The 23,389-nt window shown below is 52.4% G+C and carries 21 protein-coding genes; 9 read left to right on the top strand and 12 right to left on the bottom strand.

Features of this window, described 5'->3' with window-relative positions; all coding sequences use genetic code 11:
• The first annotated feature begins 84 nt into the window (after window positions 1-84).
• From mtnN to X965_RS10325, 3 genes are all read left to right on the top strand, one after another.
• Entirely contained in the window at window positions 85-786 is a 702-nt protein-coding gene (gene mtnN / locus X965_RS10335) for a 5'-methylthioadenosine/S-adenosylhomocysteine nucleosidase (protein ID WP_004235964.1), read from the top strand.
• Window positions 783-1,589: a vitamin B12 ABC transporter substrate-binding protein BtuF gene (btuF, locus tag X965_RS10330; protein WP_036417981.1), complete on the top strand. Its 807-nt coding sequence runs from the start codon at window positions 783-785 to the stop codon at window positions 1,587-1,589. The genes mtnN and btuF overlap by 4 nt, the downstream gene beginning before the upstream one ends.
• A gap of 347 nt (window positions 1,590-1,936) precedes the next feature.
• Window positions 1,937-2,764, top strand: coding sequence for a macro domain-containing protein (locus tag X965_RS10325; protein ID WP_371257983.1), 828 nt, complete (start codon window positions 1,937-1,939; stop codon window positions 2,762-2,764).
• A 50-nt stretch (window positions 2,765-2,814) separates the two neighbouring features.
• Here X965_RS10325 and X965_RS10320 read toward each other — a convergent pair whose 3' ends face one another.
• The 6 genes from X965_RS10320 to erpA all read right to left on the bottom strand — a co-directional run bounded on the left by X965_RS10320 (window position 2,815) and on the right by erpA (window position 9,931).
• The gene (locus tag X965_RS10320) at window positions 2,815-3,669 is read right to left on the bottom strand and encodes a DmsC/YnfH family molybdoenzyme membrane anchor subunit (RefSeq protein ID WP_036417979.1); all 855 of its coding nucleotides are present in this window, start codon (window positions 3,667-3,669) and stop codon (window positions 2,815-2,817) included.
• A gap of 11 nt (window positions 3,670-3,680) precedes the next feature.
• Window positions 3,681-4,223, bottom strand: a complete 543-nt coding sequence (locus X965_RS10315) for a DMSO/selenate family reductase complex B subunit (protein WP_004235968.1) — start codon at window positions 4,221-4,223, stop codon at window positions 3,681-3,683.
• Window positions 4,224-4,234: 11 nt separating this feature from the next.
• Window positions 4,235-6,814 carry a molybdopterin-dependent oxidoreductase gene (locus X965_RS10310; RefSeq protein WP_036417977.1) on the bottom strand — a complete coding sequence of 860 codons (2,580 nt, stop codon included), beginning with the start codon at window positions 6,812-6,814 and terminating at the stop codon, window positions 4,235-4,237.
• A 32-nt stretch (window positions 6,815-6,846) separates the two neighbouring features.
• Window positions 6,847-7,533, bottom strand: coding sequence for a molecular chaperone (locus X965_RS10305; protein WP_015422495.1), 687 nt, complete (start codon window positions 7,531-7,533; stop codon window positions 6,847-6,849).
• On the bottom strand, window positions 7,523-8,872 hold the full coding sequence (locus tag X965_RS10300) for a radical SAM protein (RefSeq protein ID WP_004235971.1): 1,350 nt from the start codon (window positions 8,870-8,872) through the stop codon (window positions 7,523-7,525). The genes X965_RS10305 and X965_RS10300 overlap by 11 nt, the downstream gene beginning before the upstream one ends.
• A gap of 714 nt (window positions 8,873-9,586) precedes the next feature.
• On the bottom strand, window positions 9,587-9,931 hold the full coding sequence (gene erpA / locus X965_RS10290) for an iron-sulfur cluster insertion protein ErpA (RefSeq protein ID WP_004235975.1): 345 nt from the start codon (window positions 9,929-9,931) through the stop codon (window positions 9,587-9,589).
• A 239-nt stretch (window positions 9,932-10,170) separates the two neighbouring features.
• Here erpA and hemL point away from each other — a divergent pair, with 239 nt between their 5' ends.
• Entirely contained in the window at window positions 10,171-11,451 is a 1,281-nt protein-coding gene (gene hemL, locus X965_RS10285; protein ID WP_036417975.1) for a glutamate-1-semialdehyde 2,1-aminomutase, read from the top strand.
• A gap of 57 nt (window positions 11,452-11,508) precedes the next feature.
• Here the strand turns inward: hemL and X965_RS10280 are convergent, their stop codons facing one another.
• The 5 genes from X965_RS10280 to X965_RS10260 form a co-directional block, all read right to left on the bottom strand.
• Window positions 11,509-11,745 (bottom strand): hypothetical protein, encoded by a 237-nt coding sequence (locus tag X965_RS10280; RefSeq protein ID WP_004235978.1) that lies wholly within the window; start codon window positions 11,743-11,745, stop codon window positions 11,509-11,511.
• 117 nt (window positions 11,746-11,862) lie between these two features.
• Window positions 11,863-12,435: a molecular chaperone TorD family protein gene (locus X965_RS10275; protein WP_004235979.1), complete on the bottom strand. Its 573-nt coding sequence runs from the start codon at window positions 12,433-12,435 to the stop codon at window positions 11,863-11,865.
• 11 nt (window positions 12,436-12,446) lie between these two features.
• Window positions 12,447-13,349 (bottom strand): DmsC/YnfH family molybdoenzyme membrane anchor subunit, encoded by a 903-nt coding sequence (locus tag X965_RS10270; protein ID WP_004235980.1) that lies wholly within the window; start codon window positions 13,347-13,349, stop codon window positions 12,447-12,449.
• Entirely contained in the window at window positions 13,346-13,987 is a 642-nt protein-coding gene (locus X965_RS10265) for a DMSO/selenate family reductase complex B subunit (RefSeq protein WP_004235981.1), read from the bottom strand. The genes X965_RS10270 and X965_RS10265 overlap by 4 nt, the downstream gene beginning before the upstream one ends.
• The gene (locus X965_RS10260) at window positions 13,984-16,404 is read right to left on the bottom strand and encodes a DMSO/selenate family reductase complex A subunit (RefSeq protein ID WP_036413944.1); all 2,421 of its coding nucleotides are present in this window, start codon (window positions 16,402-16,404) and stop codon (window positions 13,984-13,986) included. Before X965_RS10260 ends, X965_RS10265 begins: the two co-directional genes overlap by 4 nt.
• A 388-nt stretch (window positions 16,405-16,792) precedes the next feature.
• On the opposite strand from X965_RS10260, the gene X965_RS10255 reads away from it, so the two are divergent.
• The 5 genes from X965_RS10255 (at window position 16,793) to X965_RS10230 (ending at window position 23,166) form a co-directional block, all read left to right on the top strand.
• Window positions 16,793-17,578, top strand: coding sequence for a helix-turn-helix domain-containing protein (locus X965_RS10255; RefSeq protein WP_004235983.1), 786 nt, complete (start codon window positions 16,793-16,795; stop codon window positions 17,576-17,578).
• 271 nt (window positions 17,579-17,849) lie between these two features.
• Window positions 17,850-20,897: a formate dehydrogenase-N subunit alpha gene (gene fdnG, locus X965_RS10245; RefSeq protein ID WP_139144829.1), complete on the top strand. Its 3,048-nt coding sequence runs from the start codon at window positions 17,850-17,852 to the stop codon at window positions 20,895-20,897.
• 9 nt (window positions 20,898-20,906) lie between these two features.
• Window positions 20,907-21,797, top strand: coding sequence for a formate dehydrogenase subunit beta (gene fdxH, locus X965_RS10240; RefSeq protein ID WP_004235986.1), 891 nt, complete (start codon window positions 20,907-20,909; stop codon window positions 21,795-21,797).
• The gene (fdnI, locus tag X965_RS10235) at window positions 21,790-22,446 is read left to right on the top strand and encodes a formate dehydrogenase-N subunit gamma (protein WP_004235987.1); all 657 of its coding nucleotides are present in this window, start codon (window positions 21,790-21,792) and stop codon (window positions 22,444-22,446) included. The genes fdxH and fdnI overlap by 8 nt, the downstream gene beginning before the upstream one ends.
• A 129-nt stretch (window positions 22,447-22,575) precedes the next feature.
• The gene (locus X965_RS10230; RefSeq protein ID WP_004235988.1) at window positions 22,576-23,166 is read left to right on the top strand and encodes a Fic family protein; all 591 of its coding nucleotides are present in this window, start codon (window positions 22,576-22,578) and stop codon (window positions 23,164-23,166) included.
• A 23-nt stretch (window positions 23,167-23,189) separates the two neighbouring features.
• Here the strand turns inward: X965_RS10230 and X965_RS19555 are convergent, their stop codons facing one another.
• Window positions 23,190-23,360, bottom strand: a complete 171-nt coding sequence (locus tag X965_RS19555) for a hypothetical protein (RefSeq protein WP_004235989.1) — start codon at window positions 23,358-23,360, stop codon at window positions 23,190-23,192.
• Window positions 23,361-23,389: the final 29 nt, after the last annotated feature.

Here is a 23,389-nt window from a genome sequence, read left to right as displayed (position 1 = left end):
AGACACCACCCGCCGGGATTCGGTGATAAACTGTTGCTAATCCGTTAATATGCAGTTCAATTTCTATTCAGGGAGTATGACATAATGAAAGTCGGTATCATAGGTGCGATGGAGCAGGAAGTAACCCTGCTGCGTGATCAGATTACCAACATGCAGACCCTCCGCCACGGCGGCTGCGAAATCTATACCGGTCAGATTAACGGTGTTGATGTTGCATTGCTCAAATCCGGTATCGGCAAAGTCGCCGCAGCGATCGGTACCACTCTGCTGCTGGAGCTGTGCAAACCGGACGTGGTGATTAATACCGGTTCTGCCGGTGGCCTCGCCCCGCATCTGAATGTCGGCGATATTGTTGTCTCCTCGGAAGTCCGTTATCACGATGCTGATGTTACTGCCTTCGGTTATGAACCGGGCCAGATGGCACAATGCCCGCCGGCCTTTATTGCTGATGCCGGTCTTATCGCACTGACTGAAAAATGCATTCAGACCCTCGGACTGAACGCCGTGCGCGGCCTGATTTGCAGCGGTGATGCCTTTATCAACGGCGCAGAGCCGCTGGCGCGTATCCGTACCACCTTCCCGTCAGTAATAGCCGTGGAAATGGAATGTGCGGCTGTCGGCCATGTGTGCCATCAGTATCAGGTACCGTTTGTGGTGGTCCGCGCTATCTCTGACGTGGCGGATAAAGCCTCGCACCTCAGCTTTGATGAGTTTCTGCCGCTGGCAGCAAAGCAATCATCTCTGATGGTGGCGGAAATCCTCGCCAATATTGATTCACTGAAATGATAAAATCGTCATTGCGCCTCGCCGGACTACTGCTTCTGCTGGCAGCCTGCGGGGCTCAGGCCGCGGCACAGCGGGTGATCGCACTCTCCCCGTCACTGGCGGAGATGGCGTATGCCGCCGGTCTGGGGGAGAACCTGGTCGGTGTCAGCGCCAATGCTGATTACCCGCCGGAAGCGAAAAACATCGAGCAGGTGTCCAGTTGGCAGGGACTGAACCTTGAGCGCATTATTGCCCTGAAACCGGATCTGATCATGGCCTGGCGCGGCGGCAACCCGCAGCGCCCGCTGAGCCAGCTGGAGCATCTCGGGATCAAAGTCGAGTATTTCGATCCGCGCAATCTTGATGAAATTGCGGATGATCTGGATCGCCTCGCGCCTTACAGCCCGCAACCGGCACTGGCGGAAAAAGCGGCTGCCGATATGCGCAGCGGGATTGACGCCCTGAAAACCCGCTACAGCGATAAACCGGAGAAACTGATTTTTCTCCAGTTTGGTCAGAACCCGATTTTCACCGCGTCCGGCACCACCCTGCAAAGTGAAGTGGTGACCCTGTGCCGGGGTAAAAACGTGTTTGCCGACAGCCCGGTGCCCTGGCCGCAGGTCAACCGTGAGCAGGTACTGACCCGCAGACCGGACATGATCCTTATCTCCGGGGATAACCGCGAAGTGGAGAATGTAAAGCGCTTCTGGTCTCCGCAGCTTGATGTGCCGGTGATTACGATTAATGCCGACTGGTTCCAGCGCGGCACGCCCCGGCTGTTAAAAGCTGCGGAAGAATTATGTGAGAAAATAAATAACACCTGATATGAATATATCATGTTAATAATATGCCGCTTATTATGTGGCATATTCTTTTTTTTATTTTTCTGTATTTAATTCAGCTTTATTTTTCCTGTTATTATTACTTATTTCCCCGCGACTATTATTATTCCGTAAACCCGAGAAGATTCCGATACCCGTCAGCGCCGGAGCAGGCGACAATGTTACAGACTGAATAAAGAAACGGACTGTAACGATGATTAAATACCTCAAAGGTGATTTACTGAGATCTGATGCTCAGGCGCTGGTAAATGCCGTTAATTGTCAGGGCGTTATGGGAAAAGGAATTGCCTATCAGTTCAGACTGGATTATCCGGTAAATGCGCGCGCCTATGAAGCTTTATGCAAAGAAAATAGGTGCCGGCCAGTTATCAGTGACCGATGAACACGGCCATAAAATTATTAATTTCCCGACCCGGAATAAATGGGATTCACCTTCCGGTTATGAATTTATCGAAAGTGGTCTGCGTGAACTGAAAGCTCTGATTAAAAAACAGGGGCTGAAATCCGTGGCAATTCCGGCACTCGGCTGCGGCAGCGGCGGACTGGAGTGGCGTCAAGTGGATAATCTGATCCAGACGCACCTCGGTGAATTAAGTGATACAGAAATAATGATCTATCCGCCGGTCAAATATATTGATGACAGCATCAGCCCGCATCATGTGCTGGTCTGGTGGATTGATAACTGTCTGCTGATCCCGTCACGCTACAATCTTTATATTGCCATTTATATTCTGCAACGCCTGAACGACATGAATCTGTTTAATTTCAGCGGCACCATCAGTACCCTCTATTCCGATGATGTTGATCGCTATGTTAATGATCTGCGCGACCGGATTGCTCATTATGGTATTGATTTTAATACCGTGATCGACGTGCAGATTAAACTGAACCGCGAACATCCGGAAAACTCGCTGCCGGTCTTTGATCACTATCTCAACCGGGTTATGGGATCGCTCAATCCGCTGACCTACAGTGACCAGTCGCTGCTGCCGGCGATGATGATTGACGGATTACTGCAGGGTAAGGCGCTCAAAGAGATCACCACCATTCTGCGTGAGCGCTATCAGGCGCGGGATATTGATTTTGTGCTGTTCCGGGCGAAAAACGGCGGCCTGCTGAAAGACAATATCTTAGGGGATGTGATTCTGACCCGCTGATAAAAAATCCGGACGCTCTCACGTCCGGATTTTCTGTTTCATACTGCGTGTTATGCGCCGAGTGAGAAGAACACCACACGACCAACCGCTTCACCGGCAAATACACAGATGGCCGCCAGAGCCATCATCAGTGTACCGTTAGTGACCTGTTCGTTTTTCTGACACAGCAGACGACCGGCAAAGAACATCCCCAGCCCGATCAGCACCACGCGGATGATATTCAGGTTCAGCAGCCCTTCCGGCATGGTACGCGGTGTCATCCCGGCGTAAATCGGCTCACCGATATTACCGAGCAGAGATAATGCGCCCAGCAGCATCAGCAGCAGCCCGGCCACACCGGCGGCAAGGGAAATCTTCACCACACGCTGAATCAGCACATCCTCACGGGCAAAGCCCAGCGCTGTCACCAGCAGCAGACCTGCGATCATCCCGCCGGTCAGCAGCACTGTGCCGAAGAATCCGGCATAGGTAAACAGCCCGCCCCACAGGTTAAACAGGGTATTCGCATACAGTGCGGACATCGCATACATATATACCAGCCCCGCCGCCGCACTTAACAGCAGCAGGAAACCGTTCACCTTCTGTTTTAACAGCAGCAGCGCGACACTGAAGAACAGCAGCGCCATATAAATCGCAGTCGCCCAGACTTCACGGCTCATCCACGAGGTCGAGACGTGCAGCATGGTGTAAAACATATGGAACGGATTCCCCATATGGAACAGGGAGCCGAGTAACCCGACACAGCCCAGCAGGAAAGAAGCAACCAGCGGAACACGCACCCATTTCATCCCGGTGCGGGCATCCGTGCAGCCGAACAGACGGAAATAACAAAGCAGCGTGATCACCAGGCAGCCGACCGAAGCCTGCATAAATAAGGTGAATATAACAAGAGGCAGTTCATGCATGATAATTCTCCTTATCCTTTGGTGCCGACAACCAGGTTCGGCCGGGTAATGGATGAGCTCGGCAGACCGCCGATATCGGCATTGGTGCCGTATTTTTTGCGCAGTTCGCTGATAAGGCCGAACTCAATGGCGCGCATCGGACAGGAATCCACACACATCGGATTGCCGCCCTGCTCCCGCAGATCCAGACAGGTATCACACTTGGTCATCATACCGATCGCCGGATCAAACTGCGGTGCTTCATACGGACAGGCCCAGGTACAGTAACGGCAGCCCACACACTTATCATGATCCACCAGCACCACTCCGTCTTCTTCCCGCTTATGCATCGCGGTTGTCGGGCAATGACTGACGCACTGCGGATCGTCACAATGGTTACAGGCAATGGAGAGATGCCAGCGGCGCGGGCGCGGATATTCCCCGGCCTCGATATCATACACACGGCGGAAATTACGCCCGACTTCGAGATCGTTCTTATCCTTGCACGCCACAACACAGGTTTTGCACCCGATGCAGGCGGCGACATTTATATAAAATCCAACTTGGTTATCCATGTCTGTGCCCCTTATCCGATAATCCGCTGCGGCAGACGCGCATCGTCAGTTAATTGCTCACCGTGCCATTTTTCGATGTTACACAGCATCGTGTTCCACCCGGAGGTACCCAGTCCGGTCGGTACCTGAATGGTCAGGGTGTTATCCGCCCCGGCCATATCAATCCCGGTGGTTTCATCCACATTGGTCCAACTGCCGTGCGGCAGTGCAACCACACCCGGTTTCATCGTCTGGGTCACCAGCGCCGGACGCAGAATTTTACCCTGCGGGCTGGTCACCAGAACGGTTTCGCCCTGTTTAATATCCAGACGTTTCGCATCAGAGGTATTAATGTAGATCGGGCTCGGCCACTGTTCGCGCAGCCACGGCACGTTATCCAGGGTACTGTGTGAACGGCGCAGATAGTGCGGGTTATAAACCTGGAACGGATAATCCCCTTTCTCTTTTTTGCTGAAATCTTTAAAGCTGGCTTCATAGCCGCTCGCTGACGGGATGTATTCGGCGATCGGCGGTAATTCTGTCCAGCCGCACTCTTTCGCTTTCTCCACTAGGGTTTCGCAGTAGATTTCAAACTTACCGCTTGGCGTCGGACGCGGATTCGCCGCCGGATCGCGGATAAAGTCCTCATACGCGATATAGCCGTAATTATCATCCGGCGTGCGCTCCACCTGATACTTCCCTTTGGTCAGGAATTCATTCAGCGTGATGCGCCCTTCCTGCGGCGTACCGGTCACCTGCCACTCATCAATATCCGCCTGAGTGATGGTAAACAGCGGCGCTTTGGTGACACCATCCTCAGTAATGATGGTTGCACCGTTGAGTTTATTGAAGAACTGCTGTTTTTCGGAGATCGGGAAGATCTCATCCACATTGACACCCAGACGTTTACCCAGCTCTTTGGCGATCCACTGGTCGCTTTTCGCTTCATACAGCGGCTGAGTCACATTCACCGCAGCAATGATGACTTCACGGTTACTCGGGTTAAGAATGGTTCCCTCGCGCTCCCACTCGGTTGTCACCGGCAGGATCACATCGGAATATTTCGCACAGGTATGCGGGACATACGCTGCGGTCGCGATAAATTCCACACCGCTGCGGTAAGCCTCAATTCCCTGCATAATGTTGGCGCGGGTCTGTAAAGTGGCGTTAAACGGATGGAAAATCATCTGAATATTAGCGTCCACATCCCCCACGCCGCGCTGACGGAATTTTTTCTCCAGCAGGGCACGGTTCAGTTCGTTGTGGTTGATTTTCAGAGTGACCGGGTTTTTCACTGCCGGTAAGCCGTTCGCACCGGCCATCACCAGACGGGTACCGTTGTTCCCGGCGGCATAGTGACAACACGCACCGGTCATGCGGCCCGGACGGCCCATGTGCCCGGTCATAAATCCGAGTGTTGAGAATGCCTGAACCCATCCCTCTCCGTTATGAATACGCGCCGGTGCCCAGCCGGTTAACAGCGCCACACGCTGTGTGCCGCCGATTTGACGCGCGAGCGAGCGGATGTCCGATGCAGAAATACCACAGATATCCGCCGCCCATTCCGGCGTGGTCGGTTTGCCGGTGTAGGTGCCGAGCAGATAATCCTTAAAGTTTTTCTTCGGATCCGCCCCTGACGGCATATTGCTCTCATCAAAACCGACAGTGCAGCGGCGCAGGAATTCCCAATCGATCAGCGGATTTTCCGGGCTGTCCATCTCCAGCAGTGCATGCATAATCCCCAGCGCCAGCGCGTGGTCTGTACCCGGGTTGATCGGATACCAGTCCGCATCCATCAGCTCTGCGGTGGCGGTATAACTCGGGTCAATACTGATAAAACGTGCCCCGGCTTTTTTCGCCTGATAATAGTTATAAGTCGGGCTGCCCGGGCTGGACCACGCCGGGTTTGCGCCCCACATCACAATCAGTTGTGAGTTGCGCATATCAAAACGGTCATTGGTGCCGAAGGTGTAGAACCCTTCCAGGAGGCCCAGATGGGCCGGGGTTTCAAACCATGCGCCCCAGGAGGTGGTGCCCCAGTCACCGGTAAAGCCCCCGGCGGCGGAGAACACACTCTGGAAATCCGTACCGTTACCGCCGGTAACCCAGAGGGATTCATTGCCGTATTGTCCGGTGATGCGTTTGGTTTCGGAGGCCACAATATCCAGTGCCTCATCCCAGCTGATACGCACCCACTGGTCACGTCCGCGCAGGGTTTTGTCCCCGCCGCCCGGCGCCCAGTTTTTGCGTTTCATCGGGTATTTCAGGCGGTCGGCCCCGAACACCTGTTTACGCTGGGAACGCCCGCGCAGACACCCGCGCTGCTGCGGGAAGTCAGGGGAATCCGCCACCACATCATCAGTTTTTTGTCTGACCACCACACCATCGGCCACCAATGCTTTGTTAACACAGCGCCCGCCGCAGTTATGCCAGCAGGCGACAGGTTTCCACTGCCCTTTGGCGGCAGGTGCCGCCGCCGGGGTGGTCTGTGCCGGTGCCGGGGTGGCCGCGTGAAGTTGTCTGCTTAACGGCAGTGCCGCCATGGCGGATGCCGCCGACGTCCATTTCAGAAATGAACGGCGGGTTACGCCGGTTTTCTGTCTGTCTGACATTGCTCTTACCTCATCATCAGGTTTTTAAATTATTATTGTAAGTTTATTAATTCATTGATTTTCTTATAATCACTCCGGACAAAGACTTCCAGAAGTGTGCTGAGCTGACGATAAAACGCGGTCTCCGCGTGATTATTCAGTTCACGGCAAAACGGCGTGATAAACGCCAGCAGATGTGCCTGCATAAAGTCAGAGGAAACGGCCAGCGGCGCAGTAATGCGCTCACACATCGCCTGTTCCCGGTCGAGCTCCTGTGACGCCTGTTCACTCAGTTTCCAGAGGAAATCAAGCTCATAGCCGATATGATCCGCCGCCTCATACTCCTTTTCCGGCAGATGAAAACCGTTCTGCTGATAAAAGGTTTTCACATTCAGGGTACTTTCCTGAAACAGCAGTTTGTCGCGGGAGACATAAACTGACTCCCACGGCGGTGCAGGCGGCGATTCCGGCCCGATAAACAGGCGTGTGAAATCCCAGTGCAGCGCCTCAAAATCGGCGGCACCGCGTTTAAGCATGCGGGTATTCAGATCATCCTGCATGGCATCGAGCGCACTCTGCATGGCGGGCAGTGCGTCATCTGCCGGAAACAGTGACAGCCCCTCATCACGCAGATAAACCAGCAGTTCCGCTGTCGGTTCGTCCGTCAGCAGACGGCGCAGGACGTCATAAGCAAACTGACGCGCATACAGATAATCCGGATCCCGGTTATCACTGTTCACACATACCTCCGTGGATATCGTCGGGCGAAAATTCAGCGGGTGTGGTGAATTCCACCCGCACTTCTTTAATCAGGGGATTGCCCTGTTCATCGGCTTCCGCAATGTGGGATGTCAGCAGAACAGGCAGTTCAGGGATGTCTGTCAGGCGCATAATCGATTCAGGACTGAATTGTAAAAAACCGTGCAGGAGATCCTCACGGAACGGGACACCCGCCTTACGCAATGCTGCCGCGACGGCAGCACAGTCCTCACCGAACACCTTGGCGCTTTTGAAAAAGTAATCACGGGAAGAAAACAGGTAATACGGCTCCGCGCTGATAAATGCATTACTCTGATACACCTGGCCGGTGTGTTTGTTCTCCAGCGAGCAGTAATGCACACCAACGGAAAGCTGATTTCCGAGGGCAAATTTCAGCACCCGCAGACAGGCCAGCTCACTGTCTGCCACCGCCAGACCGCCTGCGTACCAGTAGTTGTAATAGACTTCATAAGGGGGATTTTTCAGGGCAAAGCCCCGTTCCTGATAGGCAGGGCTGTTGGTCAGCGGGAAACAGAATTCCAGCAGATTGATGCCGTCCACGCCGATAGCATCCAGCTTCAGCAGCAGGTCATACATCTGCTCCTCGCTACCCGGGATCACCGGCATTTCCACCATCACATCCGGGAAAATCTCCCGTGCCAGCGCTATCCGGCTGAGAACCTTTTCAATTTTCTCCGGCGGATCATCAATTTTGATACTGAAACGCACCTCTTTCAGACCGGCTTTCGCCAGTGCCAGCGCAGTATTGCGATCCAGCGGATCACCGGCGGTGTACAGCCGGGTATGAACGCCGGGCAGTTTCGCCTGCACTGTTTCAAAAAAGCGGATACTCTCCTGACGAAACAACAACGGCTCGCCGCCGGTCAGGGCAATATGGGTGAGCGGATACCCTTCTGCGGCAATCGCATTCACCTCACCAATGGCATCCCGCATCTCATTCTGAAAACCGTCGTAATTTTCCTGATTCGGATTGAAGCAGAAATAGCAGTCACGGTGACATTTCAGGGATAAAAACGTGGTGTAACTGCCCTCGCCGGTGCGGCACTGCACACAGGCGGATGACAGCCAGCGGCTGTGGATGCTTTTACCGTTGTTGGCAAAAACCGCACCCAGTGCTTTCACCTCAAGGCGCAGCGCGTCCGTTTCGGCCTGACGCCGGTACGGCGATTCAAAAGACAATCCGTACTGTGCGATGGCCTGCTGTGTCTGTTTTTCAATATCGGCATAACGCCGGACATACCGCTGCAACGCCGCATTATGCTGTAAAACCGGGGTCTGTTCTGTCAGCGGGTAAATCATAGAAGATTCCTTAACGTACGCTGCCGGAAACTCTCCGGCGGGTATCACTGGCTGAGATAAAATAGTCCGGTATATTCCTGCATTTATTTCTCATATTTCAGGTGTGACCGATGTGAACAGGTAATATTTTTACATGTTCAGTGTAAATGAGTGAAATACCGGCATATTGAGCGGGATCAAGATGAAATCAACTTGCCGCTATATATATAAACATGCAGCGATAATATAATCAGACAATGATGAATATAATGGAGCTGAGCGAATAAATAAAAATCATTACAAATCAAAGAAATAAACCAACCTCAGCACTATGTTAAAATGCCGTAAATGCGATTGATATTTAATAAATAATTAAATTAAAAACTATATGACAATAAAAAACCTGGATTAAAAATATTAAATAATATATTTTTGTTTCATTTTATTAACTCATCAGTTTATCTGACAAATAATATTAGTATTACACCGTTATATAATATAGTCCGCCGTATTTATATGCTCCTGTTTCAGCCGGAGATCCTGGTTTTTGCAGTGCAGCGGAATAAAATCATCCTGAATGACCGATTTTCTCTATCTGAGGCCGGATATACACAATTATCCTCTTTTATTGTATGTGATACAGGTTGCAGAAAATAACCCTTCTTTCTTTAATGATACTTATCGGCATAAAAACAAAACGGGCGCAAAAGCGCCCGTTTTTTGTCTGCGGATAAATCAGATACTGAAAGAAGAACCACAGCCACAGGTTGTTTTGGCATTCGGGTTGGTGACGATAAACCGCGAACCTTCCAGCCCTTCGGTATAATCCACACAACCGCCGACCAGATATTGCAGGCTCATCGGATCAACCACCAGCGCCACGCCTTCTTTTTCGATGGTCATGTCGCCGTCATTGATGGCATCATCAAACGTGAAGCCATACTGGAAACCGCTGCAACCGCCGCCGGTGATATACACACGCAGACGCAGGTTCGGATTTTCTTCATCCGCGATTAAGATTTTTACTTTTTTAGCTGCCGCATCAGTAAATTGCAGAGGCATTGCTGAATCATCGCTCATTTATTACTCCAGACTGGCCGCAACCAGTAAACACACGCAGAAGCTGACCGCTTCCGGACACTACTGCTGATTATCCACCACCTCCGGCAATCGTTCAAGTTTCGCCACACAGAAAGCACAGTGTCCACACTATTAATAAGGATATAGTTATCATGAGGATAATGCGATAAGTTGGATTCACCGCCGCTCTCCTTTACAATAGCCGCAATTTCCCGCTCACCGACTGACAGGAGTCCTGCATGAGCCGTTCTGAAAATCTCTATACTGAAGCACAACATTTTATCCCGGGTGGTGTGAACTCACCGGTTCGTGCCTTTAACGGTGTCGGCGGTACGCCGCTGTTTATCGAGCGCGCCAACGGGGCCTATATTTATGATGTCGACGGCAAAGCCTATATCGACTATGTCGGCTCCTGGGGACCGATGGTGCTGGGGCATAATCACCCGGCCATCCGCACCGCCGTCATCAAAGCGGTGGAAAAAGGGCTGAGTTTCGGCGCACCGACTGCCGACGAAGTGGAAATGGCGAAATTTGTCACCGAACTGGTGCCGTCCATGGATATGGTGCGTATGGTGAACTCCGGTACCGAAGCCACCATGAGTGCCATTCGTCTGGCACGCGGCTATACCGCCCGCGATAAAATCATCAAATTTGAAGGCTGCTATCACGGACACGCAGACTGCCTGCTGGTCAAAGCCGGTTCCGGCGCACTGACCATCGGCCAGCCAAATTCACCGGGTGTGCCGGCAGATTTTGCCAGACACACACTGACCTGCACCTACAATGACCTGAGCTCTGTCCGTGAGGCGTTTGAAAAACATCCGCACGATATCGCCTGTATCATTGTCGAGCCGGTCGCCGGGAATATGAACTGTATACCGCCGTCAGCGGATTTCCTGCCGGGCCTGCGCGCTCTGTGTGATGAGTTCGGTGCGCTGCTGATTATCGATGAAGTGATGACCGGCTTCCGTGTCGCCCTCGGCGGTGCTCAGGCACATTATGATGTTGAGCCGGACCTGACCTGCCTGGGTAAAATTATCGGTGGCGGAATGCCGGTAGGTGCCTTCGGCGGCCGTGGTGAAATCATGGAAAAACTCGCTCCGACCGGCCCGGTTTATCAGGCAGGAACGCTGTCCGGTAACCCGATCGCGATGGCGGCGGGTCTTGCCTGCTTACATGAAATCGCCCAGCCGGGTGTGCATCAGCGCCTGACCGAACTGACGGATATGCTGGCAGACGGTCTGTGCGAAAAAGCCCGTGAAGCGGGTATTCCGTTTGTGGTTAACCATGTCGGTGGGATGTTCGGCCTGTTCTTTACCGATGCCCCGGCGGTCACCTGCTATCAGGATGTGATGAACTGCGACGTTGAGCGCTTTAAGAAATTCTTCCACCTGATGCTGCAACAGGGTATTTACCTGGCGCCATCCGCCTTTGAGGCCGGATTTATGTCTGTCGCGCACAGCGACGAAGATATCCGCAAAACCATTGATGCGGCCGCTTACGCTTTCTCTGAGCTGTAATGCCCGCATAACCAGTCACGCCCGGCATCGGTCCGGGTGTTTTTGTTTATGACGGCCTCAGAATTCCCGCTGCTCTGTCAGCCAGCCGTTAAAGTGCACCGAGCACTCATCTTTGTCAGCCAGTCCGGAGGCGATAAAGATATTCTTCTTATTATCTTTATTCACATACGTGATCCGCAAAACCAGGTTATACGGCGGATTAACAGAAAACAGTTTTTTATAGGATTCCGGTGAGCTTTTGGATTTATCTGTCAGGGAATCATAGGTTTCCTGTGCAAGCTGAGAAATCAGCAATTCCCCGGCCGGTGGATGCAGAAAGAAATACGTAATACAACAGATAAAAAAATACGACTCCGGAGAAAGAGGCGTATAAGATACGGGCAATGTAATCAAACCTTATAACTGTGAATATTATGCTTTTATAAATGATTGCACGGTGGTCAGCGCCAGCCGGGTCAGCGCGGAATAAAACGGACTGTGTCCGTGTGTATCCAGACGCTGCGCATAACGCGGCAGCCAGTTCATCAGATGCTGACTGAGCAGTGTGTTAACCGCCGCGCTCCGCATTTCAGATGCCAGTACCGCCGCCTGGAATAAAATCAGCCCGATATGATCAGCCGGTTCCGGATACGGCGTCTTCAGTTTCAGCCGCTCCTGTTTTAAGAATGCGCTCAGTGCAAGGGTCGAATCCCCCTGCAGTAATCCCTCCGCATCCAGATACACTGAGCCCCAGGGCGGAGCCGGTAACGCTCCCGGCCCGGCAAACAGAGACTGCCATGCGGATTTCAGTACCTCTGTGCCCTCCGCAGCCGTGCGGCTCAGCTGTGAACACAGTGTATTGTCCACCTCACACGGCCACTGCTGTGCAAATCCCGGCAGGGTAAACAGGCGCATAGCGGCCCGGTTGCTGTCATCATCCGGCGGGAACAGATAGCAGATCCCCAGTACGTTAAACGCGGCCGCATAGTGAGCTGTTTTACTCATTACATCCCCCGTCAGATATGAATGTAATAGAACACATAACGCAGCATAAACTCTGCCGCGATGGTCAGCAGACAGCCGCTGATAAACCCGGCGCAGACCGGTAAACCGCTGCGTGCTTTTTTCTGTGCCCGCACCAGAGAGATACCGCAGAGTGCCACACCAATCACCGCCGCACCCCAGACACCAATCCGCAGCCCGGCAATACTGTCATACGCTTCAATGGGTGACAGCGGGAATGTGATTGATTTGTGTGTCAGCTGTGTACGGGTCAGGTAATGCGCATAAAACGGCTGATACAGCAGGCGCCCGATCAGACTTACCGCCATCACTCCCCACAGCAGCCACAGCTGTGATAATGATAATGTGTCTGCGGGCAGTGTAATCCCGGCCCGGTGTCCGGCTTTCCGGATCACCATCACCACCGGCACAAACAGGACGGCACCGAGTGTCAGTGTTGTGCCGTAAAACATCAGATAGGTGTTGATGTCATTCCAGGTCAGAATCGAGGTGTAACGGTAAATCGATGCCATACAAAAAATATCAGCCAGCCCGACAGCCATGGCGCCACCGTATAACAGAAAAGAGAATTTTCCTGTCTTCCACAGCCAGAGAAAACTGACACCGAGCGCACCGACAAACGCGGCCGTTACCACCACTTCACGGCTGAGCCAGGCACTGAACACATTATTAACGGCATTCGGCGCATTAAGCGGCACGCCGAGGTGGGTAATTGATGCGACCGAGCCAGCCCCCGCAATGGTGCAGATAATAAAAATCGTCAGCATCATAAAGCGTTTGAAACTGTCCGCCGGGAGGCAGCGGCTGAGATGCACGGCAAACACCCCGCTCATAACGCACAGCCCCGCCGCCGCATTCATCATGTAAGTGAAAATTAAAAGTGACCACTCATTCATTTTTCTTTTCTCTCACTGTTCATGTCATCAAAATTTGCGCCCTGATGCGGATTGATCACCAGATTCGGATGCGTGATTGACGGATCCGGCAAACCTGTCACGTAATCGAGTGAGCCGTATTTCGCCCGCAGTTCCTCAATTGGTCCGAACTGAATCGCCCCGAGCGGACAGGTGCTGACACATACCGGCTGCTCACCTTTCTGCTGAAGATCAATACAGAAATCGCATTTCGACATCTGTTTCGTTTCCGGATTCATCTGCGGTGCGCCGTACGGACACGACCACGCACAGGCACCGCAGCCGACACATTTATCGGTATTGACCATCACAATGCCGTCCCCTTCGCGCTTATGCATTGCGATTGTCGGGCAGTTGCGCACGCAGATCGGATCTTTGCAGTGGTTACAGGAGATGGAGAGTGTGCAGGCGAACACGTTATTAATCAGCGCACCGTTTTTATTGCGGCTGTAGCCGCCGCCGGTCATTTCATACACGCGACGGAAACGGCGGCCGACATCAAGATTATTTTTGTCCTTGCACGCCACCTGACACGCCTTGCAGCCGGAGCAGCGGGCGGAATCAATATAGAAACCTAACTGTTTGTCACTGACTGCCGGATAAACAATGAATTTACTCATGCTTTTTCCACCTCAACTAATAGTGTCTGGTGCGCGTTGCCGTGGGCGAGCGCGGTACTGCGTGACGAGGTGAGCACGTTGGCACATCCACCCTGATCAATGCCGTTGCTGTCCGGCTGCCACCAGGCGCCGGCCTGTAATGCCACCACGCCCGGCATAATGCGCGGTGTGATTTTCACCGGGATCATGGTGATACCGCGATCGTTATGCACTTTCACTTTCTCACCGTCACTGACGCCGCGATCAGCCGCATCCGCCGGGTTGATCCACAACTCCTGGCGCTGCACTTCCTGTAACCACGGGTTGGCAAACTGCGTGGAGTTCGCGCGGTTGCGCCCTTTCCAGGTGATCAGCTGTAACGGATATTTCGCGGTCAGACTGTCTTCCGGTCCTTCTGTTGCCGGAACATAGTGAGACAGCGCCGGGATCTCCGGATTGTGCATGTCATACAGGCGTTTGGAGAAAATCTCGATTTTGCCGGACGGGGTCGGGAACGGGTTGTTTTCCGGATCCTGAATATTCTGCTCAAACGCGACATTCTGCGTATGCGGACGATGCGTTAATAAATGGCGGCGTTTGACCAGCAGCTCATCAAAGGTTGGAATGTTATCTTCCGGGCGCTTCTGTGCCGCGTCATTGACGAGAAACTCTATCCAGTCGCGATCTGTTTCATGGCCTTCGGTGAAAGCATCACGGACACCCAGTTTCTCTGCCACTTCGCACAGCCAGTCATAATCAGTACGGCGTTCAAACTCCGGCTCAATGGCTTTTTCAGACAGGATCAGATAATCGCCGTAACTCCAGGTGCCGCCGATATTCCAGCGTTCCAGAAAACTGGTTTCCGGCAGCAGCAGGTCAGCATATTTCGCACTCGGAGTGAGATAGAGGTCACTGCAGACGATAAATTCGACTTTTGATTCATCCTCCAGCACGCTTGCGGCATGAAGAATATCGGTGTTCTGGTTGGTCATGTAGTTACCCGCCATCGAGAAAATCATTTTGATTTCGGTGTCGAGTTTGTCTGCATTTTTCAGTCCGTTATCCGGCGTCACCAGGTTTTTGTCTTCGCACGCCTGCACCTGGTTGGTGATGTTGATTTTGGCTTTGACCGGGTTATCAAACAGCACCGGTCCGGCGATGGTTTTACGCAATTCCGGATTCAGCGCCATGCCGTAACCCGCTGCCCAGCCGCCACGCACACCGACATTACCGGTAATCGTTGCCAGCAGCGTGGCCCCGCGCGCACTGCGCTCACCGCAGATATGACGCTGCGGCCCCCAGCCCTGCATCAGCACCGCCGGTTTGGTTGTGGCATATTCACGCGCCAGCTGACGGATAGTGTCCGCCGGGACTTTGGTGATTTTCTCTGCCCATTCCGGGGTTTTGGCCATGCCGTCTTTGCGGCCGGTCAGATACGCCACCAGCGATTCATTATCCGCCACGCTTTCCGGCATCTGATCTTCACTGAAACCCAGGGTGTATTTATCAATAAATGCCTGATCGTGCAGATTTTCTGTCACGATGACATACATCATCGCATCCATCATCGCGTTGTCGGTGGTCGGCAGCAGCGGGATCCACTGATCCGCCAGCGAAGAGGCGGTATCGGAATAGCGCGGATCAACGACAATAAATTTGGTGCCGTTTTTTTTCATCTTCTGGAAATAGTGGTTACTGTGCCCGAAAATCGTTTCGTTCGGATTATGTCCCCACAGGATCACCAGCGGCGTATTTTCCAGGGTATCGAGTGTGCTGCCGCTGGCCGCCGTGCCGTAGGTATAGGGCGTGGCCGCCATGGTGTTGCCGTTACTGACGGAATGATAGTTTTCCAGAAAGCCGCCGGTCAGATTAAACAGGCGGCGCAGCATATTCGCGCCGGAAAAAATCCCGCCGGTCACCCCGGTACTCAGGCTGACAAACCGTGATGCCGGGCCGTATTTGTCACTGATGCGCTGCCATTCGGCGGCAATCAGGCTGGTCGCTTCTTCCCAGCTGATGCGTTCAAAACGACCCTCACCGCGCTTACCGACCCGCTTCATCGGGTATTTCAGGCGATCAGGATGATAAATAAATTTCCGGTAGCCGCGTCCGCGCACGCAGGCCCGCATGATCGGCATCTCTTCATTGAGTTCCGCATCCGGCCGGGTCGTGATGCGAATAGCTTTTCCGTCTTTGATATGAGCGCGGATATCACATTTCCCGCCGCAGTCAAAACTGCTGCAGGTCGGTACAATGCGCACGCCGTCATCCGTCTGATGAACCGGAATATGTGCCGGATCAGCCGGCGCGGATGCAATACTTTCGGATGCCAGAAACGGCACCGCAGATAATACAGAACTGACCTGTATAAAGCGGCGGCGGCTTATTTCGCCGGGAGCGCCGGATTTTTCATTATCGTGGCCGGATTGATGACTCATAATGGATTTACCCCGGGTGAGAAACAGAGTGCGGTATTTAAAACATCAGGAAATAATAAATATTATTTAATTTTAAATGACCGGAAATAACTTCACGCCACCGGTAATCGCTTAATAACCGGAAATAATTAAAATCTGTATAAACAGAATGGCGGCAGCAAAATAGTAATGGATTAATATATTGCCGCCATGCGCAAATCAGACAACGACATTTGAATTCCGGCCTGTTTCCGGTTACTGTTAACTGAACGTTTTATGTTTGTTACCGTAATAATACAGATGTGGCATCCGCGTCTGTTATTGTCACAAAAGCCCTGTTTTGCGGTGGCGGGATCTGATATAACACCCGCCGGTTTTTACTTTCAGTCAGATACGGAGCACAGCACTCATGAGAAATATTCCGTTAAAAAGCGTGGATAATATCGCGCGGGATGTCATTGCGCTCGGCACCGATTATCTGCCCGATACCCTGCTGGAATACCACGCTCACCGCCGGGCACAGTTTTTATATCCGGCCACCGGGCTGATTGAAGTCAGTACCGCAGACGGCGAGTGGGTGATCCCGCCGTCCTGTGGTGTGTGGATCCCGGAACAGGTCGCTCATGAAACCCGGATGCTGAATGTCAGCACGCGCAGTCTGTATATCGAACCGGCAGCAAAGCCGCGTCACGCCGTCAGTTGTGAAGTTGTGAGTGTCTCCCCGCTGCTGCGCCAGCTGCTGCTGGAGGCGGTGGATAGCCCGGCGGAATATGATATTCAGGGGCGTGACGGTGTGCTTATGCAGCTGATCCTCTGCGAGCTGGCGCGTATGCCCCCGCTGCCGTTTTTCGCGCCGATCCCGCGTGATGAGAAGCTCGGTCGTCTGTGCCGTGAGTTTATGCGCAAACCGGTTATCACCTCACAACCGGGGGAATGGGCGGAACAGCTGCACAAAAGCGAGCGCTCTTTCAGCCGTTTTTTCCGCACCCAGACCGGGATGTCATTTTCAGAATGGCGGCAGCAGGCGTGTCTTCTGAACTCGCTGTCTCATATTCTGTCCGGAAAATCGATTACCGAAGTGGCGTATGAGCTGGGTTACAACAGTGCGGGGGCATTCTCAATTATGTTTAAAAAACAGATGGGGCAATCCCCTTCCCATTTTAAAAATGATGATTCGGATATCCGCCATTTTTAAATTGTTTTTTAACAAATATAATCTTATTATGTGCCGCCGGTGAAATTTGACTTATTTTTCTTTTTTCTCCGGACGCTTATTTTTTTAATTGATCTGAATCAATATTCTTAATTTTCTCTACCACTTTGTGATTATTTACAAAACACTAAAAACCCCAATTGATAATTATTAAACATCAAAGTTCACTTTCATTGATTTCAGGCAATATAAATTCAACCTTTGCTGATATTCTCCTCACGATTTTTTACAAATAAATAAAAAAGAGGATGCGATGAATTTCAGCCGCAGACAGTTCTTTAAGGTTTGTGCCGGCGGTCTCGCCGGAACAACTGCCGCCGCTTTAGGCTTTATGCCGTCAGTAGCAATGTCTAATGTCCGGGAATACAAATTACTCCGTTCAAAAGAGACCCGTAACACCTGTACCTATTGCTCCGTCGGATGCGGATTACTGATTTACAGCATGGGTGATGGTGCCATGAATGCCAAATCAGCGATTTTCCACGTCGAGGGCGACCCTGATCACCCGGTCAACCGCGGGGCGTTATGCCCGAAAGGTGCCGGTCTGCTTGATTATATTCACAGTGAAAGCCGTCTGCGTTATCCGCAGTACCGCGCGCCGGGCTCGGATAAATGGCAGCGCATCAGCTGGGATGACGCTTTTGAGCGTATCGCCCGTCTGATGAAAGCCGACCGTGATGCCAACTTCATTGAGAAAAACAGCGAAGGCACCACGGTAAACCGCTGGCTGACCACCGGGATGCTCTGCGCCTCTGCCGCCAGCAACGAAACCGGGATGTTAACCCAGAAATTTACCCGTTCCCTCGGGATGCTGGCAGTCGATAACCAGGCGCGTGTCTGACACGGACCAACGGTAGCAAGTCTTGCTCCGACATTTGGTCGCGGTGCCATGACCAACCACTGGGTTGATATCAAAAACGCCAACGTCGTTGTGGTGATGGGCGGGAATGCTGCGGAAGCACATCCTGTCGGTTTCCGCTGGGCGATGGAAGCGAAAAACAACAATGATGCCACACTGATCGTTATCGATCCGCGCTTTACGCGGACCGCTTCCGTGGCGGATCACTACATCCCTATCCGTTCCGGGACCGACATTACGTTCCTTTCCGGCGTGATCCTGTACCTGATGGAAAACGGAAAATTCCACGACGAGTACGTGCGCCATTACACCAATGCACCGTTACTGGTGCGTGAGGATTACACATTCAAAGACGGTTTATTCAGCGGCTACGATGCTGAAAAACGCCGTTACGACAAAACCACCTGGAATTACCAGTTCGGTGAAGATGGCTATGCGCTGCGTGACGACACCCTGCAGAACCCGCAGTGTGTGTGGAATAAGCTGAAAGAACACGTCAGCCGTTATACGCCGGAGATGGTGGAAAAAATCTGCGGCACGCCACAGGCGGATTTCCTCAAAGTCTGTGAGATTCTGGCCTCCACCAGCCCGGCCAACCGTGCGGCAACCTTCCTGTATGCCCTCGGCTGGACGCAGCATACCGTCGGCGCGCAGAACATCCGTACCATGGCAATGATCCAGCTGCTGCTCGGTAACATGGGTGTGGCAGGCGGCGGCGTGAACGCCCTGCGCGGTCACTCCAACATTCAGGGTCTGACAGACCTGGGCCTGCTCTCCACCAGTCTGCCGGGTTATCTGACCCTGCCGTCTGAGAAACAGACTGATATCGACAGCTATCTGAAAGCCAATACGCCGAAAGCCACGCTGCCGGGCCAGGTCAACTACTGGAGCAACTATCCGAAGTTCTTCGTCAGCCTGATGAAATCCTTCTACGGCGATGAAGCAACCAAAGAGAACCAGTGGGGCTATGACTGGCTGCCGAAATGGGATCAGGCTTATGACGTGCTGAAGTATTTCGACATGATGAACAAAGGCGAAATCAACGGTTATATCTGTCAGGGCTTTAACCCGGTCGCGTCCTTCCCGGACAAAAACAAAGTGGTCAGTTGCCTGAGCAAACTGAAATACCTGGTAACCGTTGATCCGCTGAGCACTGAAACCGCAAGTTTCTGGCAGAACCACGGTGATATGAATGATGTGGATCCGGCATCCATTCAGACCGAAGTGTTCCGTCTGCCGTCCACCTGTTTCGCGGAAGAAGACGGCTCGATTGCCAACTCCGGCCGCTGGTTACAGTGGCACTGGAAAGCAGCGGATGCCCCGGGGGAAGCCCGTACCGATGGTCAGATCCTTGCCGGTATTCTGTGGAAAATGCGCGAACTGTATCAGCAGGAAGGCGGTCAGGGTGTTGACCAGCTGATGAAAATGTCCTGGGATTACAAGCAGCCGTTCAATCCGGAATCCGATGAAGTCGCCAAAGAGAACAACGGCGTGGCCCTTGAAGATCTGTATGACGCCAACGGCAATTTACAGGCCAAAAAAGGCGAGCTGCTCAGCTCCTTTGCGCTGCTGCGTGATGACGGTTCAACTGCGTCCTCCTGCTGGATCTACACCGGCTGCTGGACGGAACAGGGCAACCAGATGGCGAAACGGGATAACAGTGACCCGTCCGGCATCGGTAACACCCTCGGCTGGGCATGGGCATGGCCGCTGAACCGCCGTGTTATTTATAACCGCGCCTCAGCCGATCCGCAGGGTAAACCGTGGGATAAAAACCGCGTGCTTATCGAGTGGAACGGCAAGAAGTGGGTCGGTAACGATATCCCTGACTTCAACGCCTCTGCGCCGGAAGCCGGTACCGGGCCGTTTATCATGCAGCCGGAAGGTTTAGGCCGTCTGTTTGCCATCGATAAAATGGCGGAAGGACCGTTCCCGGAACACTATGAGCCGTTTGAAACGCCGATTGGTACTAACCCGCTGCATCCGGAGGTGATATCCAACCCGGCCGCCCGTATCTTTGAGGACGACAAAAACCGTCTGGGCAGTCACACGGAATTCCCGTATGTGGGCACAACCTATCGCCTGACCGAGCATTTCCATACCTGGACCAAACATGCGCGGCTCAATGCTATCGCACAACCGGAACAGTTTGTGGAAATCAGTGAAACCCTGGGCGCAGCCAAAGGGATACGCAGCGGCGATAAAGTAAAAGTCAGCAGTAAACGCGGCTTTATCCGCGCGGTTGCGGTAGTGACACCGCGCCTTCAGACACTGATGGTGGACGGTAAACCGGTCGAAACGGTCGGGCTCCCGATCCACTGGGGTTTTGAAGGTGCTGCCCAAAAAGGCTTTATCACCAACACACTGACGCCGGGAGTCGGTGACGCCAACTCGCAAACGCCTGAATTCAAAGCGTTCTTAGTCAACATCGAGAAGGCGTAAGGAGGAATTATGTCCATGCAATCTCAAGACATTATCAAACGTTCTGCGACCAACAGCATAACGCCGCCTCCTCAGGCCCGTGACGACAAGTTTGAAGTCGCCAAGCTGATCGATGTGTCCACCTGTATCGGCTGTAAAGCCTGTCAGGTGGCCTGTTCCGAATGGAATGACATCCGTGATGAGGTCGGGTTCTGTACCGGGGTTTATGATAACCCGACTGATCTCAGCGCCAAATCCTGGACTGTCATGCGGTTCAGCGAAACCAAAGAGAACGGCAAACTGGAATGGCTGATCCGCAAGGACGGCTGCATGCACTGTTCGGATCCGGGATGTCTGAAAGCCTGTCCGTCTGCCGGTGCGATTATTCAGTATGCCAACGGTATTGTTGATTTCCAGTCAGAACACTGCATCGGCTGCGGCTACTGTATTGCGGGTTGCCCGTTCAATATTCCGCGTCTGAATCCGAAAGATAACCGGGTGTACAAATGCACACTCTGTGTTGACCGGGTCAGCGTGGGCCAGGAGCCTGCCTGTGTGAAAACCTGTCCGACCGGTGCTATCCATTTCGGCACCAAAAAAGACATGCTGGAAGTGGCGGACGAGCGCGTACAGAAGCTGAAAAAACGCGGCTTTGCCAATGCCGGAGTCTACAATCCGGACGGTGTCGGCGGCACACACGTGATGTATGTGCTGCAGCACGCGGATAATCCGGAGCTCTATCACGGGCTGCCGAAAGATCCGCAGATTGATACACCGATTGATCTCTGGAAAGGGGTACTGAAACCGCTGTCAGCTATCGGGTTCATCGCTACCTTTGCCGGACTGGTATTCCACTATGTGGGGATCGGCCCGAACAAAGAGACGGACGATGAGGAAGAGGAGGAAACTCACCATGAGTAAGAAAAGCAAAATGATCGTCCGCACGAAGTTTATTGATCGTGCCTGTCACTGGACAGTGGTGATCTGCTTTTTCCTGGTCTCCTTATCCGGTATTGCGCTGTTCTTCCCGACACTGCAATGGCTGACGGAAACTTTCGGGACGCCGGCAATGGGGCGTATTCTGCACCCGTTCTTTGGTGTGCTGATTTTCGTCGTGCTGATGTTTATGTTTTTCCGCTTCGTTAAGCACAACATCCCGGACAGAGAAGATCTGCCTTGGATTAAAAACATTATCGAAGTGCTGAAAGGCAATGAGCATCATGTGGCGCGTGTCGGTAAATACAACGCCGGACAGAAAATGATGTTCTGGAGCATTATGAGCATGATCTTCGTCCTGCTTGCCACCGGGATCATCATCTGGCGTCCGTACTTTGCACACTACTTCCCGATGTGGATGATCCGCTGGAGTCTGCTGATCCACGCAACGGCGGCTATCGTCCTGATCCACGCCATCCTGATCCATATGTATATGGCCTTCTGGGTGAAAGGATCGATCAAAGGTATGGTGGAAGGTAAAGTCAGCCGCCGCTGGGCGAAGAAACATCACCCGCGCTGGTATGAAGAAGTGGAAGCCGAAGAAGCTGCTGAGGAAGCGAAGCAGAAGAAGTAATCGTCACCGGCTTTTAACTGTGAACTGCGCCGCAAACGTTCAATGCAACGAATTCGGCGCAGTTTTTTTATGGTTTAATTTTTGTCCGGGATAAAACATACCACACAGTAAAACGGATAAATCAGCAGAATGAATAAGTATCATGTATCAAACAGTGAAGGGAAATTTGCTGCCGGTTCAGGTGATGATGTTTTGGAAAACAAGCTTCAGTTGTCTGAAACCAATGATATTAATGATGCCGAATTAGTACTGCTGGAAAAGCTTTATAAGATTGTTTTCAGTACTGCATTTCCTGCCGGAAAAATTACCGTACCACTAATAAAACAATGGCACCGTCAGTGGCTGGGGAATATCTATGACTGGGCCGGGCAAATCCGGACTGTTAATATCAGCAAAGATAACTTCATCTTCGCGCCTGCAGGCAGAATTGCGGGGTTGCTTTCACAATTCGAAAAAGAATTTCTGAGCAGGTACACGCCCTGTACAGGAATGACCAGAGAACAACTAACTGAAGCCATCGCAGTCGTACACACTGAGTTTATTCTGATTCATCCGTTTCGTGAAGGAAATGGCCGTTTGTCCCGCCTTATCGCTGATGTTATGGCAGTTCAGAGTGGGTTACCGCCTCTGGATTACAGCTGCTGGAAACAACATCCGGCACATTATATTGCTGCTATCCACGCAGCATTAAATCTGAATTATGAACCAATGAAATATTAGGTTAATCAGGCACTCAGCAAAAACTAAACAGCCAGTCTGAGGTGGGCATATTTTTCACGTTTTTCTTTCAGAGCCTCAGCCAGTTTCTGAGGCTCCTGTCCGGTTTCAACCGCTGTAGATGTTACAACAGCCCGGATTAACTGTTCACTATCAGGCATTATCAGCGTCTGTGGCGTTTTCTTACTGTTTTTCATTTTTCCTCCGGACCTATATCGCATACTTG

Source organism: Morganella sp. EGD-HP17 (genome assembly GCF_000512315.2).
GTDB lineage: Bacteria > Pseudomonadota > Gammaproteobacteria > Enterobacterales > Enterobacteriaceae > Morganella > Morganella morganii.
Note: the sequence above shows the minus strand (reverse complement) of the source record. Positions and strands in the feature narration are given on the sequence as shown.

Coding starts and splice junctions, on each gene's coding strand:
- mtnN (WP_004235964.1), top strand. CDS start 85: ATGAAAGTCGGTATCATAGGTGCGATGGAGCAGGAAGTAACCCTGCTG.
- btuF (WP_036417981.1), top strand. CDS start 783: ATGATAAAATCGTCATTGCGCCTCGCCGGACTACTGCTTCTGCTGGCA.
- X965_RS10325 (WP_371257983.1), top strand. CDS start 1,937: ATGAAGCTTTATGCAAAGAAAATAGGTGCCGGCCAGTTATCAGTGACC.
- X965_RS10320 (WP_036417979.1), bottom strand. CDS start 3,669: ATGCATGAACTGCCTCTTGTTATATTCACCTTATTTATGCAGGCTTCG.
- X965_RS10315 (WP_004235968.1), bottom strand. CDS start 4,223: ATGGATAACCAAGTTGGATTTTATATAAATGTCGCCGCCTGCATCGGG.
- X965_RS10310 (WP_036417977.1), bottom strand. CDS start 6,814: ATGTCAGACAGACAGAAAACCGGCGTAACCCGCCGTTCATTTCTGAAA.
- X965_RS10300 (WP_004235971.1), bottom strand. CDS start 8,872: ATGATTTACCCGCTGACAGAACAGACCCCGGTTTTACAGCATAATGCG.
- erpA (WP_004235975.1), bottom strand. CDS start 9,931: ATGAGCGATGATTCAGCAATGCCTCTGCAATTTACTGATGCGGCAGCT.
- hemL (WP_036417975.1), top strand. CDS start 10,171: ATGAGCCGTTCTGAAAATCTCTATACTGAAGCACAACATTTTATCCCG.
- X965_RS10275 (WP_004235979.1), bottom strand. CDS start 12,435: ATGAGTAAAACAGCTCACTATGCGGCCGCGTTTAACGTACTGGGGATC.
- X965_RS10270 (WP_004235980.1), bottom strand. CDS start 13,349: ATGAATGAGTGGTCACTTTTAATTTTCACTTACATGATGAATGCGGCG.
- X965_RS10265 (WP_004235981.1), bottom strand. CDS start 13,987: ATGAGTAAATTCATTGTTTATCCGGCAGTCAGTGACAAACAGTTAGGT.
- X965_RS10260 (WP_036413944.1), bottom strand. CDS start 16,404: ATGAGTCATCAATCCGGCCACGATAATGAAAAATCCGGCGCTCCCGGC.
- X965_RS10255 (WP_004235983.1), top strand. CDS start 16,793: ATGAGAAATATTCCGTTAAAAAGCGTGGATAATATCGCGCGGGATGTC.
- fdxH (WP_004235986.1), top strand. CDS start 20,907: ATGTCCATGCAATCTCAAGACATTATCAAACGTTCTGCGACCAACAGC.
- fdnI (WP_004235987.1), top strand. CDS start 21,790: ATGAGTAAGAAAAGCAAAATGATCGTCCGCACGAAGTTTATTGATCGT.
- X965_RS10230 (WP_004235988.1), top strand. CDS start 22,576: ATGAATAAGTATCATGTATCAAACAGTGAAGGGAAATTTGCTGCCGGT.
- X965_RS19555 (WP_004235989.1), bottom strand. CDS start 23,360: ATGAAAAACAGTAAGAAAACGCCACAGACGCTGATAATGCCTGATAGT.